The organism is Methylorubrum aminovorans, from assembly GCF_022179725.1.
Classification (GTDB): Bacteria; Pseudomonadota; Alphaproteobacteria; order Rhizobiales; family Beijerinckiaceae; genus Methylobacterium; species Methylobacterium aminovorans.
The window spans coordinates 1-15,057 of record NZ_BPRC01000016.1; the positions used below are offsets into that span (position 1 = coordinate 1).

Here is a 15,057-nt window from a genome sequence, read left to right on the forward strand (position 1 = left end):
GATCAACGGCTCCAACTCACCCCACTGTGCGTCTGACAGCATCACGTCTCCTCATTCGAAACCGAGAAAACGCCAAAATTCGCAATCCGTTCAGGCGACGACAGGCCCTAGAAGCGGACGCTCCTCATACGCCCATGTCAGGCGAAGCGAAGATCATCAGGGCATCTCTACAGCAGTCGTTTGTCGGCCGCCGGTCTAGGGATCGTTCTGGGTGTCTAAGAGTATCTAGCCTGCGCGCGCTACCAGACCCAGCACCGCCGACACGCACTCGGCTTCGGTTTCCGCAGAACTGTTGGATTGTTCGGCTGTCTTCCGCACGCGCTGCTCCGCGAGCGCGTGTACAACCATCGCTTCGCTACGACCGCGCAGGCAATGCGGGCCGAGCGCCTCGGCTTCGATCCCATCGGGCAGTGCTGGCAGCCGTGCAAGGACCGCGTCTGAGATGAGCACCGGTTTTCCGGTTTCGCGACAGAGCCCTTCAAGTCGGGCGGTCGCGTTCATGACGTCGCCGAAATACGCGATCTTGTGGCGGTCGACGCCAACTTCCGCAGTCACGACGCTGCCCCCATGCAGGGCGGCCCGCAGTTCGGGCACGAAGCCGAATTGGCTGACCCACGTCTCCCGATTGCTGCGGAGCGTCTCCCGGATCGCGAAGATGCAGGCGACGCACCGGAACTTCTCGACGCCTCTCGCGAACGGCCAGGAGATGATAACCTGATCGCCCACGTAGTCGTCGACCTGGCCGCGATGCCGGCGAACCGGTTCGGCGATGACCGAGAAAACGGCCTTCAGCAGTTCCTGGGCGGCAAGGTCGCCGTGCCGTTCCGCGTAAGTCGTCGAACCGATCAGATCGAGGAACAGAAAGACGCGCTCTTCGCTGACCGGCCGATGGTAGCGGCCGACGATGAGGCTTGCAAACGTCTCGCTTCCGATGAGGTCGCGGACTCGCAGGGCGGACACCAAGAGAGCTGAGACGACCAGCGCGTAGGGGATGGTGGAAATCTTGGGCGTAACCGCTTCCAGGAAGGACTTGTCCGTGAGGCCGAGCGTCCAGACGACCGAGCCGGTGAGCGCCAAGCCCAAGAGGATCACCAGGAGCAGGCTGGCTTCGGCGGCAGCAAGGTAGGCTAGTGTCGGCAGACGCCGGAGACGCTTGCCGTATCCGGAGAAGAAGACGCCGCGTTCGTACGCGATGGTCAGCAGGCCGATGCAGGTGCCGTAGAAGATGCCGACCGGGCTCGGTCCGCCGTTCAGGAGATAGCCATGCAACGCGCCGAACAGGGCGCTGATGCCGGCGATGGTGATCCAGAAGCCTGCCCTGCCGTACGGCATCGTCTTCTCCGATGAGGCGGGTCACCCAGCAAAGGATGCCCGATCACGGCATCAGCGTGGTCGGCTATTCCTGCCAGGATCGGCGGCACCGGTCTCGTGCGTTTAGGCACCAGGGTCTGCATTGGGTTGGAAGCTGCCCCCGGAAGACAGCTTCGCCGTTTCTTATCTCCGGCCTTCAGCCGTCGGAGGACGTGGATAAAGTCGGTATGGATCTCACCGAGGCCATTTGCCCTGGCATATGAGCGGCGCTCGTCAGGAGGCTCAATCCGAGTGCTGTGACGATTAGAGCAGCAGAAACGGAAGCGATGTGAAGCGACATAGTTGCACCTGTGGAGCTAGGCGCGGTCTCTGACCATCAGGGGCCGTGACGAGGATCAAACCAGAATATGGGTCGGCGGCCCCAAGCCTAAGGTGCGGATCAGCACCCTTCCCTATCGAGCCCTTCTGCTGCGTGTTATCGGCAGGCCAACGCATCCAAGCACAAACGCTGTAAAGCGACCTGAGGCGACGAATGAGGCGCTGCACTGATTCCGGCTGCGCTTCGTACCATCGATCGCACATGGCAAAGGCAGAGATCCGCCCTGGCACTATTTCAAGATCGGGGTGGCAACGGTCGATCCTGTGCTGGTCACCGCCTCACAAAGGACATTGATCGGCCGCTTCAATCTTAAGGGTTCTTCAAACCTTATGGTTGTGCTCGACGCAGGCAACGAATAGTGCAGACGCCCGACTGTTATACCAGCGCCAGTTTGGAGCGCGAGCTCCACATTGAAACAACGAAGTTCGAGTTTCGCGTGCCGTTCTACACAGCGAAAATGGCTATGTCGCCGCTTGGGCCTGAGCGCTACGTACCGCTCAACGTTCGTTGAGAGAGACGTGACAGTCCCATATCAACTTGACCCTCATATTCGGGGGGGTCATTCTGATTGCATGCACACTCCGAAACGAGCGTTCCAAGCCAAACGTATCAGGGCGTACCGCAGCCTGGTTCGATTGACGCACCCGCGATCCAGAAACGTTTTCAGGGGCATCCTTACATCACATAAGGAGGCTTCTTCGCCTCGTGCACACGTCGAAAGTATCAGAAGTGAAGTTGACGCTTCCGATTTGGCAGTTGCGACTGAGATCATGATTGGGGCGAACGGACTATATCCTGCTGACTATGTGCCTCAAGACTATCAGTCTCTTCAGAATATACACTGGTTGTCAACAATAAATACTGAAAAAGAAGTAGCTTTTGTCTGTGGCCATCTTAATGGCTGGAAAGACAAGAGCTTGAAAATCCTCCATGAAATGAAGATGCTTACGACTTTAGAATCGATAGCGCCTCTTCAACAGCTGAACCTTATTAAGAGTTTCTGGAAAAATTGGGGAATATCGGACTTCCTCAACAGAAAGCTCGTATATTATATGAATCTTGCGGAGGTTGATAAGGAAATTGTTTCTGAGTATCACGCTTTTACGAAAATATTGCGCCTAGAAGATGCCCCGGAGCCGTATTTTTCGGCAATGGAATTGATGAGCGAGCGCTATCCATATTTTCAAAGCATAAGAACATGGGTAAGTATTCTTGCAAAATATAAGACCAACGATTTTCGGCAGCACAACGCTTTACATAATGCGCTGCCGGTGCCTTTAAGCACGCGAGATATCGCATCATTTCTACGCAAATCTCATTCAATGTCGCTAACTGATGAGTTGTGCGCCATAAAGATCGTGATTTCTCTTGCGGATGAATGGCCAGAAATAGTTCATTTGATTGAGAGTTTGTTGGACGCGGACTTATTGGCTGAGATTCAAAGGCTCGAAAGCTCAGATTACTCACACACACAATTAACAGATGGATTTCCGGATGAGGACCCGGCATTTTTGATATATCGCAGAGCGCTAGCTTTTCTCGAGCAGTCTTCTCTCGTCAAACACAGGTTTGCAATTGACGTCAATATTGGATGGCGCTTGCTACCCAGCCGTTACGGTTTATTGCCAGTAAAAAGATTAAAGCCCGATCAGCGTCACGCTCTACGTTCCAATTTGCTTACTGAAGAGCCGGTTGGTTTTGACGTTCAGATGTGGCCTGAAGACGGCAGAATTCGTCTCTTCACGAGAACGATAATATTTCTCAACTTTATCGCTGAGTATCCTGCGCACGCCTCGTTTAATGAAGACGAGATTAGGTTCATATTTGAAAATACGACATCGCTCCAGTTTCTAATGACCGAGTCTGAACTTGATCGCATTTACAGTATTGCGACCGACGAAGGAAAGATAATCATATCAACGCTTGCTCTAGCAATCTATAAGCAGAAAGAGCATGACGACGATATCGACTTCAAATTTCGCTACACCCTGCAGGAGACTATTTTAGCTGATTTCAATGGCAGCGTTATCGAGTTCATCCAATGGCTTTCCAACAAGACGCCGAATATCGCGAAATTTTTAGTTAACACACTCGATCGACAGACGATACAAAAGCTTTATATGATTGTTGAGTCGGCTGAACAAGCAGACTCAATTCGTCAGGATATGTTGCGTCATCTAGGGGAGCAGTTGTATTCACTCGAATACCTGATAGAGGCCGATAGAATTTGGGCCCACAATCAGGTTTCAAAACTCAAAACCGAAATAGATGACAGCCGTGTATACGTTGATAGCAACGCGATAAAAAAGTGGATACGCGAAAACCCGAACGCCTATCTCAAAGAATATCGAAGGTTAGTTGAGCACTCAATCGAATCATTGACGCGTGCTGCAATTATTATATCGGACAGCTCGATATCGGTTGTCCACGCTGAAGTGTCGGTAATCGCTTCTTTCGACTACATCTTAGCTAAGGCAACCGAAACAGTTTTCGTGCAATTTTGTACAAACCATCTTTTCGGAATAGACTCCTATCTTGGGCGGCGAATCCGGCATAATACTTTGCATGGGATGATGTTGAACGGTGTTGACTCACTTGTAGATAGCTATCCAGCATTATATTCAGATGCGGCGTACATGGAAATACATAGTGTTTGGTTGGCCTCTTACAAGAAGACGATTGACCGCCTCCGTCTCGATTTATTGCAGTTTCATAGCGATACGAAGAAATACGGCTTGTTCAAGTCCAGTTTCGATTTGAAAAGTCAGTCAGCTCTCAACGGCATCGTAGAGTTGAGGAAGTCTATTGCATTTTCAGGAATATTGGACAATTTCGAAGATGCGATACTGAAATTTTGCTGGGATCAATTTGAGCCCCAACTGAAGCAGGTTCAAAGATTCATCTCAAACGACGTCCGATCGGCCGAAATCGCGAAAATCGATGGCATTCTCGGAAGCGACGGCTCTCCGGAAGCCCGCAAATTCGTTGCCGCACTCCGCGAGAGTGTACACGACCGCTTCGTGACTCTTGCAAGCTGGTTTCAAGTACCGGAGGATCGAACATTTTCTGCTTCAGTTCGACAGATTAGCGATCTTATCACCTTGGAGTGCGAGCAATCATTGGGACGATCATTGCAGCCAGTCGATTGGACTGGTGAACATATAGAGCTCACAATCAAAGGGTCGTCTGTCCATAGACTGTACGATTGTCTTTACGTTTTGATCCATAATGCATATAAATACGGAAAGAAGTCTAGTAGAGTTCGCGCCGATCTTTCTCAGCTGAGCGATTTGCTCAATGTGCAGTTGAGTATAACGATTACGTCTGATTTTGCTAGTTCCAGCGACAGAGAAGTGCAAATAAAAAGAATATCTGAACTTGTAGATTATTCAACAAATATATCATCCGCTATGGTCAAGGAAGGTTATTCGGGTATCAGAAAGCTTCTTTATCTTACATCAAGTGGGCAGCTTCAGCATACTGTTGCCTATAGGCATGATGAGGCGACTCTTTCAATCGGCTTCAAGACCGTAGTTGAGATCGAAGATGTCCAAACGGAAAATTCTACTTGTTGAAGACGAGGAACATAAAATCAATGACTTGTCGAGGAGGATATCTGCATCGACGCTATCTAATGCAGAGCTTACAGTTGCCAAGAGCGTACGAGATGCCATCCGTGACGTAATGCAATTCAAGTATGATATAGTTATTTTGGATATGGCACTCCCAACATTTACAAAGGAAAAGAAAAGTGGGGAAACCGGAGGGCTCGCTCAAGCGTCAGGTGGGATCGAAGTAATACGCATGATGCAGAAAATAAAGCAAGCTGCAAGCATAATCATTGTTACTCAATATCCTGACATATTTATTTCTGGTCAGTTGATTAAGCTGAAGAAAATCAAAGACACTCTGCGACAAAGATATGAAGTTGATGTTGCTGGTGTCGTGCTGTACTCATACGAGTCGCAAGAGTGGATGAGTTCGTTCGACAACCTCTTGGAGAAATCGCAATGAGGGTGCTCGTCTTTGAAGATAGAGACGACAAGTTTGGTACTATCGAGCAAGGATTGATTAGTATCGGCGTTGATCCACGGAGTATCAGACGGGCGAAAAGCCTGGCATCTGGAGTTCGCGAGCTCCGATCCAAGTTCGATTTATATATTATCGACCTATGGTTACCAATGGTCGATAACGGTGAGGACGTTGATGTTACAAGAGAGGTCGTAGCTCTCCTTGATCAGGGCCGCGATTTGCAGTCACCTGTTGTTGCTATAACGTCCTTTGCTGCTGAGGCTGAGAAACATTCTTCATTTTTGGCTAGCAAGGGCGTCCATATATACGATTTTAATAGTGCGGATATTTGGCAGCAAGCTCTCAGTGTCTTTCTTCAACAAGCCAATGATAGGCATCGCTATGATTTTATTATATTCACAGCTCTCGATGAAGAAAGAAAAGCCTTTGCGCATGTTGAAGGTGTGGAGACCAAGAGCGTCACACGCGCAGGGATGAGTTTTTGGGATTTCGAATTGAATGGAAAAAAAGGTTCTATTGTGCTTTTCCCGCGTATGGGATTGGTCAGCGCGTCAATTTGCACTGCTAGAGTATTGGAGAATTACGCCCCTAAGATAGTTTGTATGTCAGGTATTTGCGCTGGCGTAGGTAAGGAGACTTTTCTGGGCCAATTGTTGATAACAGAGCTATGCTGGGAATACCAGTCCGGCAAATGGTTTGATGATTTTTTTTCAGCCGAGCCTTACCAGATTGAGATTGCAGAGTCGCTTAGAACTCATTTCGCTCAGTACATCGAAGACACAAACTTGCCGAGGCGGTTAGAGGCAGGCTTTGAGCATGGATCGCGGCCAGGCAGAGTACACCAGCCGAGACTTGCCATGTTCGCCAGTGGTTCGGCTGTAATTGCAAGTGAGAAACGTTTAAATCATGTGCGGGAGCAGCAGCGCAAGGTTTCTGGTATTGATATGGAAATTTATGGATTTCATCGTGCTGCCCGTATGTGCAATGATAAGCTTATCGTATTCAGTGCCAAGTCCGTGGTCGATAAAGCAGATGAGCAAAAAGACGACAATCTTCATGCTTATGGCTGCTTTACATCAGCAAAATTCTGCTTGGAGATGATAAATAATCTGTTTGCAAGCGGGTTTGCAAATGAATGACGAGCGGTCTGCTGCTACCTGTTATATCGCTGCTAGGCAGCCATCGCCGCTCTACAGTGAGTCACTTGGGTGGTACACAGATACTCAGCACGACGCTCTAAGTGCCTGATGTAGTCAATGATATCAGTGACTTAGTATGTCGGAGGACGATTCCGTCCCTTAGCACCGATCCCCCTCGGGCCGCGCGCTACAATTCAAGCTGCAGCTGACGCGGAGGTAACGGTCGAGGGTTGTCCTCAGTTGCTCCATGGATTGGAGTCGTAGTTGCGCGACTAGCATGTGAGCACCGTTCGTCATCCACGGCTGCCTGAACGGCAGCGCGAAGGCATAGAGTAAAGGTGTCCGGGTCCAACCGATCCAGCAAGGCGAGGGCATCGTGTCGGGTGCCGGGAGTCAACTCGCCGGCAACACGTGCGAACAAGGGTTCTGTGTTTTCCGCCTGAGGTCGATCAGGCTGCGCGTCGCAAACGGGAGAGCCGCCACGTTCCAATCCGTCCGACTCGGTTTCGACGGCGGGAACACTCGCAGCGGCAATCGCAGCTTCACGATCACGCCGTGGTGCTGGCTGATCCTCGTTATCTCGAGCATCGCGCTTCGGACACGCTGCGGTGATGCGCTGCCTAATTTCGGTCGGCGTCATCGTCTCACCACGATCGATGGCGGCAACGATGTTTTCGCGAACTTGCGCTGGCACTGAAGGCGCGGTCAGCGCGTAGAGACCATCCCGCGTCAAACGCGTCAGGCTGACGCGTCCGGGGCGACTATCGACGAACTCTGCAGCTCTCATGAACCTCTGCACGGTGCGAGGTTGCATCCCAAGTTGGGAGTGAGCCCAAGGAAGAAAACGCCCGTGGTCAATGCGATCGCGCATTCTCAAAAGCGTGCGGCCGATCTCAATGAACGCGGTCTTCGCCGCCACCGTTTGGATGCGAATCTGCTCAGCCGCTGCGCGTGCTTCGTTGGCGACGTCCTCCGGCAAATCACCGTAATTGAAGGTTTCTGCGGCTTCGAAGGCATGCCCGAAGTCCGAGTGTGCCTCATACGCAGGAGCGGAGCGAGATAGGATCTGAGTGAGCATGTCTTTGGGCCTCGTGGCCCTTTATCTGGTTGTTTCTGGCTTTCCCACAAGATCTCGCGGAGTCTGAAAGTTCCGAGGCTGGACGATTATTTCGTCTTTTCGCGAAACTGTACACGAATACTACACGTCCGGTATACATTGCGTGCGATCTTTAGGCGTAACTCATTGTTGCGCCTTGCTTTTTAGGCGCTTGACGCACTTGCTGTAATATTGCGGCCATTTCGGTCCCTGGGCCGCCTTCTCGGTGGCCGAGAGCGCGCGCCATTCGGCACCGCACTTCTTCTGCCGCTCGCGCGCGGCGGATTGGGCCACGCTCGGCTCCTTCGCCGTCTGCTCCTTCGCCGTCTGCTCCTTCGTCGTCTCCTTGGCGCTCGGCGCGCTCCACGCCTCCCTGGCCATCGCGGTCTGAGCCAGGAGGAGCGGCGCAACCAACGCGGCGGCGGCGAGGAGACGAGAGAGCATCAGGCAACTCCGGTGAGACGGATTCGGCAGCGTCGCCGTAGGCCACATCACAGCCGCATCGGCGGCCAAAGAGCAAGCTCTCTCTGCAACTTGCGCACGATTGCAGACAAGCTTGGCCCTCGGCTTGAGCCTTCGGGCCGTTCCGCGCTACCTCCATAGCTGAGGATGGGCGCGGGCCCGCTTTCCCGGGATGCCAGCATGGCGGTCACGACGGCGCAGCCGATCGATCTCTACACCTGGAGCACGCCGAACGGGTGGAAGATCCCGATCATGCTCGAAGAGTGCGGGCTGCCCTACCGCGTCGTTCCGGTGAATATCGGCAAGGGCGAGCAGATGGCGCCCGACTTCCTGGCGATCTCGCCCAACAACAAGATCCCGGCCATCGTCGATCCGGACGGCCCCGGCGGCGCGCCGATCTCGGTGTTCGAGTCGGGCGCGATCCTGCAATATCTCGGGCGCAAGACCGGCTGCCTCTATCCGAGCGACGAGCGCGCCCGCACGGCGGTGGACGAGTGGCTGTTCTGGCAGGTCGGCGGGCTTGGCCCGATGCTGGGTCAGGCCCACCATTTCCGCATCTACGCGCAGGACAAGATCCCCTACGCCATCGAGCGGTTCACGGAGGAGGCCAAGCGCCTCTACGGTGTCCTCGACCGGCGGCTCGCGGCGCATGAATATCTCGCCGACACGTACTCGATCGCCGACATTGCCGCTCTGACCTGGGCCAAGTTTCACGGCAAGCAGGGTATCGAACTCGACGGACACCCGAACGTGCGGCGCTGGCTCGAGACGCTCCTCGCCCGTCCGGCGGTGCAGCGCGGCCTCGCCGCGATCTGATCCGACTTTGCCGGGACCGGGACGGGGCCTGCTGCGGGCCGGCGCGCTGCCGGGGGACAAGGTGCCGACCCGCGCGCCTGCCCCGGGGCCGGGGGATCAGCAGCGACGACGAGCCTCTCTGTTTTTCCTGACAAATGATGCTGCTTTGTGTCGGGCCCCTGCCCTACCGTTGCTCGGGGCATCAGCGAGATCCGCCTCTAGGAGGCGCCTCGACGCGCTGCAGTTTCGGCAGGGCCTGTCTCTTGCCGGGTGCGCTGGGGACTTTTGCTGCCGCCCGACGTAAGCCGTTGCCGGCGAACGATTTTGCCGTTCAAGCATTCGTGCGGGCAAAAAACAGTCGGCTTGGCAGCAGATTTCCGCTTGACGACCTCCCAATACGGACGCAGTCTCTCTGCGTGCTTCGCATTCGCAAGCACATCGGCCAAGAAACCGCTGGTCCGCGCACGGTTTGTTGGCGAAAGCTGGAGGAGACAGGGATGACTCCACCGCAGCGTCAAGCCGCAACGATAGCCTGAGAACCCGTTCGGTCTCGGACTTAGCGGCCCGCCACGAACACCGGACGGAAGCGGATCCCCAGGGGCGCAGAAGCGGCCTATACGGCGCGACTTCGAACACGCATCAGCCCCACCTTTGGACCGCTTCCGCCGCGGTTTCTACTGCAAGCGGGAAGACTTTCACCGTGCCGGCCGTCGGGGCCCGCGCGGATTTCGCCATGGGTGACAGGGCGATCGCGCTGGCGAAGAGGGGTCGGAGCCTACCGACCGACCCGTTGCGGCTTTCACGACGCTTCTCATGCTGCAGCCGCTGCCGCGAAGTACGCCGCGACGCTTCCCCCGAGCGATCGACACCACGGGATCACCGTTCAGGCGTGCTTCGAGGCCGAGCTTGCGCCCGACACCTCAACATGAGCGGGGCGAACCTTCCGAACCAGCCCGATCAAAAGAGGCCTCAGCGGACGCGCATTCGTGGTCGCCGGCGTCATTCGTCGAGGTCGGTCGCGGCGGGTCGGATTACTTCCCTGACAGAAGCGGCGACCAGGTCGGGTCCGAGGCGAAGGATGGGGTCGGCACCGGCTGCTCCACCTTGCCGGTGATGTCGACCATGTAGAGCTTGCCGCCGCCCTGCCCGCCCGGATCGCGGAAGAACATCACGTACTGGCCGTTCGGCGCGAAGGTCGGGCTCTCGTTGTGGAAGCCCTCCGTCAGCACCCGCTCGCCCGAGCCGTCGGGCTTCATCACGCAGATGGCAAAGCCGCCCTTGCGCTGCCGGGTGAAGGCGATGAGGTCGCCGCGGGGCGACCAGGCCGGCTGCGAGGCCGAGCCCTCGCCGAACGAGAGACGGCGCGGGTTCGAGCCGTCGGCGCCCATCACGTAGATCTGCTGCGAGCCGCCGCGGTCGGATTCGAACACGATCTGGCTGCCGTCGGGCGAATAGCTCGGCGAGGTATCGATCGCGAGCCCTTGGGTCACCGGCGTCTGGGCCTTGGAGGCGAGATCGACGGTGACGATGTCGGCGTTGCCGCCCTGCTGCACGCTCATCACGAGGCGGCGCCCGTCCGGCGAGAAGCGCGGGCTCGCGCTCATGGAGGCGAAGTTGCCCACCGTCTGGCGCTTGCCGGTTTCCAGGTCGATCATCTGCACCTTCGGCTGCTGGCCCGGCGCCTGGGTCATGAAGGCGATCTCCTGTCCCGCGGGCGAGTAGCGCGGGGCCACCACCGAAACGTCGCCGCCGCCGGTCAGCGCGCGAACGTTGGCGCCGTCCTGATCCATCACCATCAGGCGCTTGCGGCGGTTCTCCTTCGGACCGGATTCATCGACATAGGCGACGCGGCTGTCGAACCAGGGCCCGAGGCCGGTGACCTTGGTATAGACCGCGTCCGATACGAGGTGGCCGGTGCGGCGGGCGTTGGCAACGTCGGTGCCGTATTGCTGGCCCGTGATCTGCTGCCCCGAGGCCACGTCCCACAGGCGGAAGGCGACGGTGAGCCGGCCCGAGGCGTCGCGCCCGACCCGGCCGGTCACCAGCGCCTGCACGCCCGCGCCCTTCCAGGCCTCAAAATTCGGCGCCGCGTCGAAGCTCGGATTCTCGGGGAAGCGCCCCTTCTCCAGCGGCGTGAAGTAGCCGGAGCGGCGCAGGTTGTTGGTGATGACGCTGGCCACCAGCGTGCCGAGGCTGGCATCGCCCGCGAAGTCGGCGATCGCGATCGGCATCGGCTGGAAGGCGCCGCTGCCGATGCGGAGCTGGAGCTGCGCCTGAGCCGGCGTCGCGGCGGGGAGCGCCAGGGCGAGGACGCCGAGCGCGGCCGCGAGCGCCGGCAGGAGGGTGCGCCGGGTGAAGGCTGTTCCAGGCATGGGACAAGTCCAGGTCGTTCAGGGAGTGCGGAAGGGGAAGGCCGCGATGACGCGGTGTGATCGGCGCAGGCGGATCACACGGGCGAGAACTCGAACTCGGCGTTGATGGCCTTCCAGTCGTTGTAATACGGCGCGTACTGGGTCGGGATCTTGTAGGGGGCGCAACGCCGCACCGCCCGGAGGGCCGCCTGGGCGATCGACTGATCGACCGAGTTGTTTCCGGCGCGCATCACCCGCGGCTCGGCCGTTAGCGAACCGTCCGGGTTGAGGCGGATGTCGAGCATCGGCAGCACCACGCCCTGCGTCGCGCCCGGAGGCGCCGAGTAGCACCGCTCGATCTGCTGCTGCAGCATGCCGACCAGGGCGTCGCGCAACGAGGGCGAGAGCTTTTGCGCGGTGCCGGTCGACGTGCCGAGCGAAGCCGTACGCTGCACTTCGCGGCCGGTGGAGCCGGTCGAATGCGAGGCCGTGCGGGTATGGGTCTCGCGGCTGTCGCCGGTGCTGGTCCTGTTGGCGAGTTCGGCCTGCTGGCGCGCCTTGGCCTCGGCATCCGCCTTCGCTTTGGCCTCAGCCATCGCCTTCGCCTTGGCTTTCGCGGCGGCCTCGGCTTTAGCTTTCGCCTCGGCTTCCGCCTTGGCCTTGGCCTCGGCGACCTGCTTGCGATGCTCGCCCTCCGCCGCGGCTTTCGCCGCCGCTTCAGCCTTCGCTTCGGCTTCCGCCTTGGCCTGCGCCTCTGCCTCCGCCTTGGCCTTGGCGTCCGCTTTCGCCTTAGCCTCCGCGCGCGCCTTGGCCTTCGCCTCGGCGGCCTTCTCCGCAGCCTTGGCGGCGGCCTCGGCCTCGGCCTCCGCCTGCTCACGCTCGACCAGCTTCTGCAGTTCCTCGCGCTTCTCGGCCTCCGCCTTCGCGGCGGCGGCCTTGGCTTCAGCTGCCTTCGCTGCCTCGGCCTTGGCCGCGGAATCCGCTTTCGCCTTGGCTTCGGCCTTGGCCTTTGCCTCGGCCGCTTTCGCCGCAGCGGCCTTCTCCGCCTCGGCTTTCGCAGCTTCCGCCTTCGCGGCGGCGGCCTCGGCCTCTTCCTTCACCGGGTCGGCGGTGTCGGCGCGCAGCGGCATCGCATCGACGGCCGCGAGCTTGGTCTCGGCGGTGCGGGTGGGCGCGGCCGGCGCATCCGTTTTCGCGTTCTCGGGCTCGCGCTCCTCGATCTTTTCGGAGACACGGTCGGCCCGGTTTGGATTCTTCTCCGGCTTCTCCGCATTGCGCTCGCCGCGGGTCATCTCCGAGAATTGCTGCTCGGTCAGCACCTCGACCGGCACGCCCTCCTGGGCGTCGGGCAATGCCGGGGCGGCAACCGCGAACAGCGCGAGGCCCAGCACGGCCGCATGCGCCCCGGCGGAGATCCAGACGCCCGGCTCACGGTTCCTGAGAGACTCTGGGAGAGAATTGGGCCAGCGCAGAGCCACGTGTGTCTCGCTCCGCTAATTCGATTCCGGCTCGGTGACGAGGGCGACCTTCTTGAAGCCGCCGCCGGTCACGATCGCCATCACCTGGGCCACGCGCCCGTAATCGACGCGTTTGTCGCCGCGCACGAACACGCGCTCCTCGGTGCCGGTCTTGGCCGTCTGCATGAGCTGGGGCACGATGTCGTCGTCCTTCAGCTCGACCTCGCCGAGATAGACCTCGCCGGTGCGGCGGATCGACAGCGTGATCGGCTTGACGTCGGAGTTGAGCGGGCTCGCCTTGGATTGCGGCAGGTCGAGGGGAACGCCCACCGTCATCATCGGGGCGGCCACCATGAACACGATGAGGAGCACCAGCACGACGTCGATGAACGGCGTCATGTTGATCTCGTTGATGGCGCCGTGCCCGCGCCGTCCGCGGCGGCGGCGCTTGCCGCCGCCCTGCGCCGCGCCGTGCGTCATGCCCATCGAACTTTGCCCATGATCTCGGCTCCCGCTTCAGCAACGACCAATCAGGCGGCGACCGAGAGGCGCTCGTCGATCTGGCGCGATAGGATAGCCGAGAACTCGTCGGCGAACCCTTCGAGCCGCGACTGCGACTTGGCGACGGAGGCCTGAAGCTTGTTGTAGGCGAGCACCGCGGGAATCGCCGCGAACAGGCCGATGGCGGTGGCGAACAGTGCTTCCGCGATGCCCGGTGCGACGACGGCGAGCGAGGTGTTCTTCGAGGCCGCGATCGAGGTGAAGGCGGTCATGATGCCCCAGACCGTGCCGAACAGGCCGATATACGGGCCGGCCGAGCCGATCGAGGCGAGGAATAGCAGGCGCGAGTCGAGCCGTTCGACCTCGCGCTGAATCGTGACGTCGAGCACCTTGTCGATGCGCTGCGATAGCGAGTGAATCTGCCGGCCCGAGCCCTCGAAGGAGCGCTTCCACTCCCGCATGGCGGCGACGAACAGGGCGCCGAGCCCGGTCGGCTGACGGTCGTTGAAGGAGCGGTAGAGCTCTTCCAGCGAGCGGCCGGACCAGAACGCCTCCTCGAAGGCATCCATCTCGGCTTCCACGCGGCGGAACAGCAGCGTTTTGTCGACGATGATCGACCAGCACCAGACCGAGGCGCCGAGCAGGCCCACCATCACGATCTTCACGACGAAGTGGGCCTGCCAGAACAGGCCGAACAGGCTCATGTCTGCGACGGGCGCGGCCTGCATGGCATCGGCTGGGGTCATCGAACGATCCTCGCGTCGTCAGGGCCGCGCTGGGGCGCACCGGACTGCCGACTGATCCTTTGAGCGATGAGACCTGAGATCACTCGCGAATCTGTCGAAAGTAAGGGTCGGAGGCATCGCCGGCCCAACCCGTGCTGCGGCGCGGTGCGACCCTTCCCGAACACGAGTCTAAGCCCGCGACAGGGTTAAGAAACCGTTGCCAGGAGCCGCTGCCCAACGTTCGCGTAACGACCGAGCCCTGCCGCGGCACGGATCACGAGACCCGAACCGGTGGCATCGTCCAAGGCAGCTGCTCGCTATCAGGCCGAAGCCGAGACTGGCGGTGTCAGCGCCCGGCGCAAGGTATCCGGCAGGCGGATCGCCCGCCCGCTTCGGACGCAGGCCACGACGACTTCGGCGCGCACCAGCACGTCCTCGCCCCGGCGCACTTCCTGGGCGAGATGCATGGAGGCGCCGCGCAATTCGCTCGACCGCGTGTGGACCTCGATCAGGTCGTCCATGCGGGCGGGCTTGAGGAAGTCGAGGGTCATCTTCCGTACGACGAAGACGAGGCCCGTCCCGTCCGCGTGCAGGTCCGACTGGTCGCCCGCGAGACCGCGCAGCAACTCGGTGCGCCCGCGCTCCATGAAGCGCAGATAGCTCGCGTGGTAGACGAAGCCCGAGAAATCGGTGTCCTCGTAATAGACGCGCAGCGGGAGGCGGTGCGCGTCAGCGCCTGTCGTCGGATCCATGGGCATCCGGATATGGAGAGGGTGCCAGTTCTTACCGGCTCCCGCCCGAGGTGGCGA

The 15,057-nt window shown here is 58.8% G+C and carries 12 protein-coding genes; 4 read left to right on the top strand and 8 right to left on the bottom strand.

The features are described 5' to 3' along the window. Positions 1-225: 225 nt before the first annotated feature. Positions 226-1,332 (bottom strand): adenylate/guanylate cyclase domain-containing protein, encoded by a 1,107-nt coding sequence (locus tag MFF24_RS18995; protein WP_238226420.1) that lies wholly within the window; start codon positions 1,330-1,332, stop codon positions 226-228. 1,128 nt (positions 1,333-2,460) lie between these two features. Between MFF24_RS18995 and MFF24_RS19000 the strand changes: the two genes are divergently transcribed. From MFF24_RS19000 to MFF24_RS19010, 3 genes are read left to right on the top strand one after another with little or no spacing between them, the layout of a single operon-like run. Further along, positions 2,461-5,265: a hypothetical protein gene (locus tag MFF24_RS19000; RefSeq protein ID WP_238226423.1), complete on the top strand. Its 2,805-nt coding sequence runs from the start codon at positions 2,461-2,463 to the stop codon at positions 5,263-5,265. Then, the gene (locus MFF24_RS19005) at positions 5,237-5,704 is read left to right on the top strand and encodes a DNA-binding transcriptional response regulator (RefSeq protein WP_238226425.1); all 468 of its coding nucleotides are present in this window, start codon (positions 5,237-5,239) and stop codon (positions 5,702-5,704) included. The genes MFF24_RS19000 and MFF24_RS19005 overlap by 29 nt, the downstream gene beginning before the upstream one ends. Further along, the gene (locus MFF24_RS19010) at positions 5,701-6,861 is read left to right on the top strand and encodes a phosphorylase family protein (RefSeq protein ID WP_238226427.1); all 1,161 of its coding nucleotides are present in this window, start codon (positions 5,701-5,703) and stop codon (positions 6,859-6,861) included. Before MFF24_RS19005 ends, MFF24_RS19010 begins: the two co-directional genes overlap by 4 nt. A 187-nt stretch (positions 6,862-7,048) precedes the next feature. Here the strand turns inward: MFF24_RS19010 and MFF24_RS19015 are convergent, their stop codons facing one another. Together MFF24_RS19015 and MFF24_RS19020 are read right to left on the bottom strand one after the other, a co-directional pair. Continuing rightward, positions 7,049-7,939 carry a DUF3102 domain-containing protein gene (locus MFF24_RS19015; protein WP_238226429.1) on the bottom strand — a complete coding sequence of 297 codons (891 nt, stop codon included), beginning with the start codon at positions 7,937-7,939 and terminating at the stop codon, positions 7,049-7,051. 162 nt (positions 7,940-8,101) lie between these two features. Beyond that, positions 8,102-8,401, bottom strand: a complete 300-nt coding sequence (locus MFF24_RS19020; RefSeq protein ID WP_238226431.1) for a hypothetical protein — start codon at positions 8,399-8,401, stop codon at positions 8,102-8,104. 198 nt (positions 8,402-8,599) lie between these two features. Between MFF24_RS19020 and MFF24_RS19025 the strand changes: the two genes are divergently transcribed. After that, complete coding sequence (locus MFF24_RS19025) at positions 8,600-9,235, top strand: glutathione S-transferase N-terminal domain-containing protein (RefSeq protein WP_238226433.1); 636 nt, start codon at positions 8,600-8,602, stop codon at positions 9,233-9,235. A gap of 1,010 nt (positions 9,236-10,245) precedes the next feature. On the opposite strand, the gene tolB is transcribed toward MFF24_RS19025, so the two are convergent. From tolB to ybgC, 5 genes are all read right to left on the bottom strand, one after another. Beyond that, positions 10,246-11,586: a Tol-Pal system beta propeller repeat protein TolB gene (gene tolB, locus MFF24_RS19030; protein ID WP_238226435.1), complete on the bottom strand. Its 1,341-nt coding sequence runs from the start codon at positions 11,584-11,586 to the stop codon at positions 10,246-10,248. Between the two features lie 74 nt (positions 11,587-11,660). Continuing rightward, on the bottom strand, positions 11,661-13,043 hold the full coding sequence (gene tolA / locus MFF24_RS19035) for a cell envelope integrity protein TolA (protein WP_238226437.1): 1,383 nt from the start codon (positions 13,041-13,043) through the stop codon (positions 11,661-11,663). A gap of 15 nt (positions 13,044-13,058) precedes the next feature. Next, on the bottom strand, positions 13,059-13,508 hold the full coding sequence (locus MFF24_RS19040; protein WP_012456993.1) for an ExbD/TolR family protein: 450 nt from the start codon (positions 13,506-13,508) through the stop codon (positions 13,059-13,061). Positions 13,509-13,552: 44 nt separating this feature from the next. Continuing rightward, positions 13,553-14,269: a protein TolQ gene (gene tolQ / locus MFF24_RS19045; protein WP_108942626.1), complete on the bottom strand. Its 717-nt coding sequence runs from the start codon at positions 14,267-14,269 to the stop codon at positions 13,553-13,555. A 299-nt stretch (positions 14,270-14,568) separates the two neighbouring features. Further along, positions 14,569-15,000: a tol-pal system-associated acyl-CoA thioesterase gene (gene ybgC / locus MFF24_RS19050; RefSeq protein ID WP_238226439.1), complete on the bottom strand. Its 432-nt coding sequence runs from the start codon at positions 14,998-15,000 to the stop codon at positions 14,569-14,571. Between the last annotated feature and the right edge of the window lie 57 nt (positions 15,001-15,057).

Bases quoted from the DNA above. Each gene is read 5' to 3' on its own strand.
- MFF24_RS18995 (WP_238226420.1), bottom strand. From the start codon at position 1,332: ATGCCGTACGGCAGGGCAGGCTTCTGGATCACCATCGCCGGCATCAGC.
- MFF24_RS19000 (WP_238226423.1), top strand. From the start codon at position 2,461: ATGATTGGGGCGAACGGACTATATCCTGCTGACTATGTGCCTCAAGAC.
- MFF24_RS19005 (WP_238226425.1), top strand. From the start codon at position 5,237: ATGTCCAAACGGAAAATTCTACTTGTTGAAGACGAGGAACATAAAATC.
- MFF24_RS19010 (WP_238226427.1), top strand. From the start codon at position 5,701: ATGAGGGTGCTCGTCTTTGAAGATAGAGACGACAAGTTTGGTACTATC.
- MFF24_RS19015 (WP_238226429.1), bottom strand. From the start codon at position 7,939: ATGCTCACTCAGATCCTATCTCGCTCCGCTCCTGCGTATGAGGCACAC.
- MFF24_RS19020 (WP_238226431.1), bottom strand. From the start codon at position 8,401: ATGCTCTCTCGTCTCCTCGCCGCCGCCGCGTTGGTTGCGCCGCTCCTC.
- MFF24_RS19025 (WP_238226433.1), top strand. From the start codon at position 8,600: ATGGCGGTCACGACGGCGCAGCCGATCGATCTCTACACCTGGAGCACG.
- tolB (WP_238226435.1), bottom strand. From the start codon at position 11,586: ATGCCTGGAACAGCCTTCACCCGGCGCACCCTCCTGCCGGCGCTCGCG.
- MFF24_RS19040 (WP_012456993.1), bottom strand. From the start codon at position 13,508: ATGGGCATGACGCACGGCGCGGCGCAGGGCGGCGGCAAGCGCCGCCGC.
- tolQ (WP_108942626.1), bottom strand. From the start codon at position 14,269: ATGACCCCAGCCGATGCCATGCAGGCCGCGCCCGTCGCAGACATGAGC.
- ybgC (WP_238226439.1), bottom strand. From the start codon at position 15,000: ATGGATCCGACGACAGGCGCTGACGCGCACCGCCTCCCGCTGCGCGTC.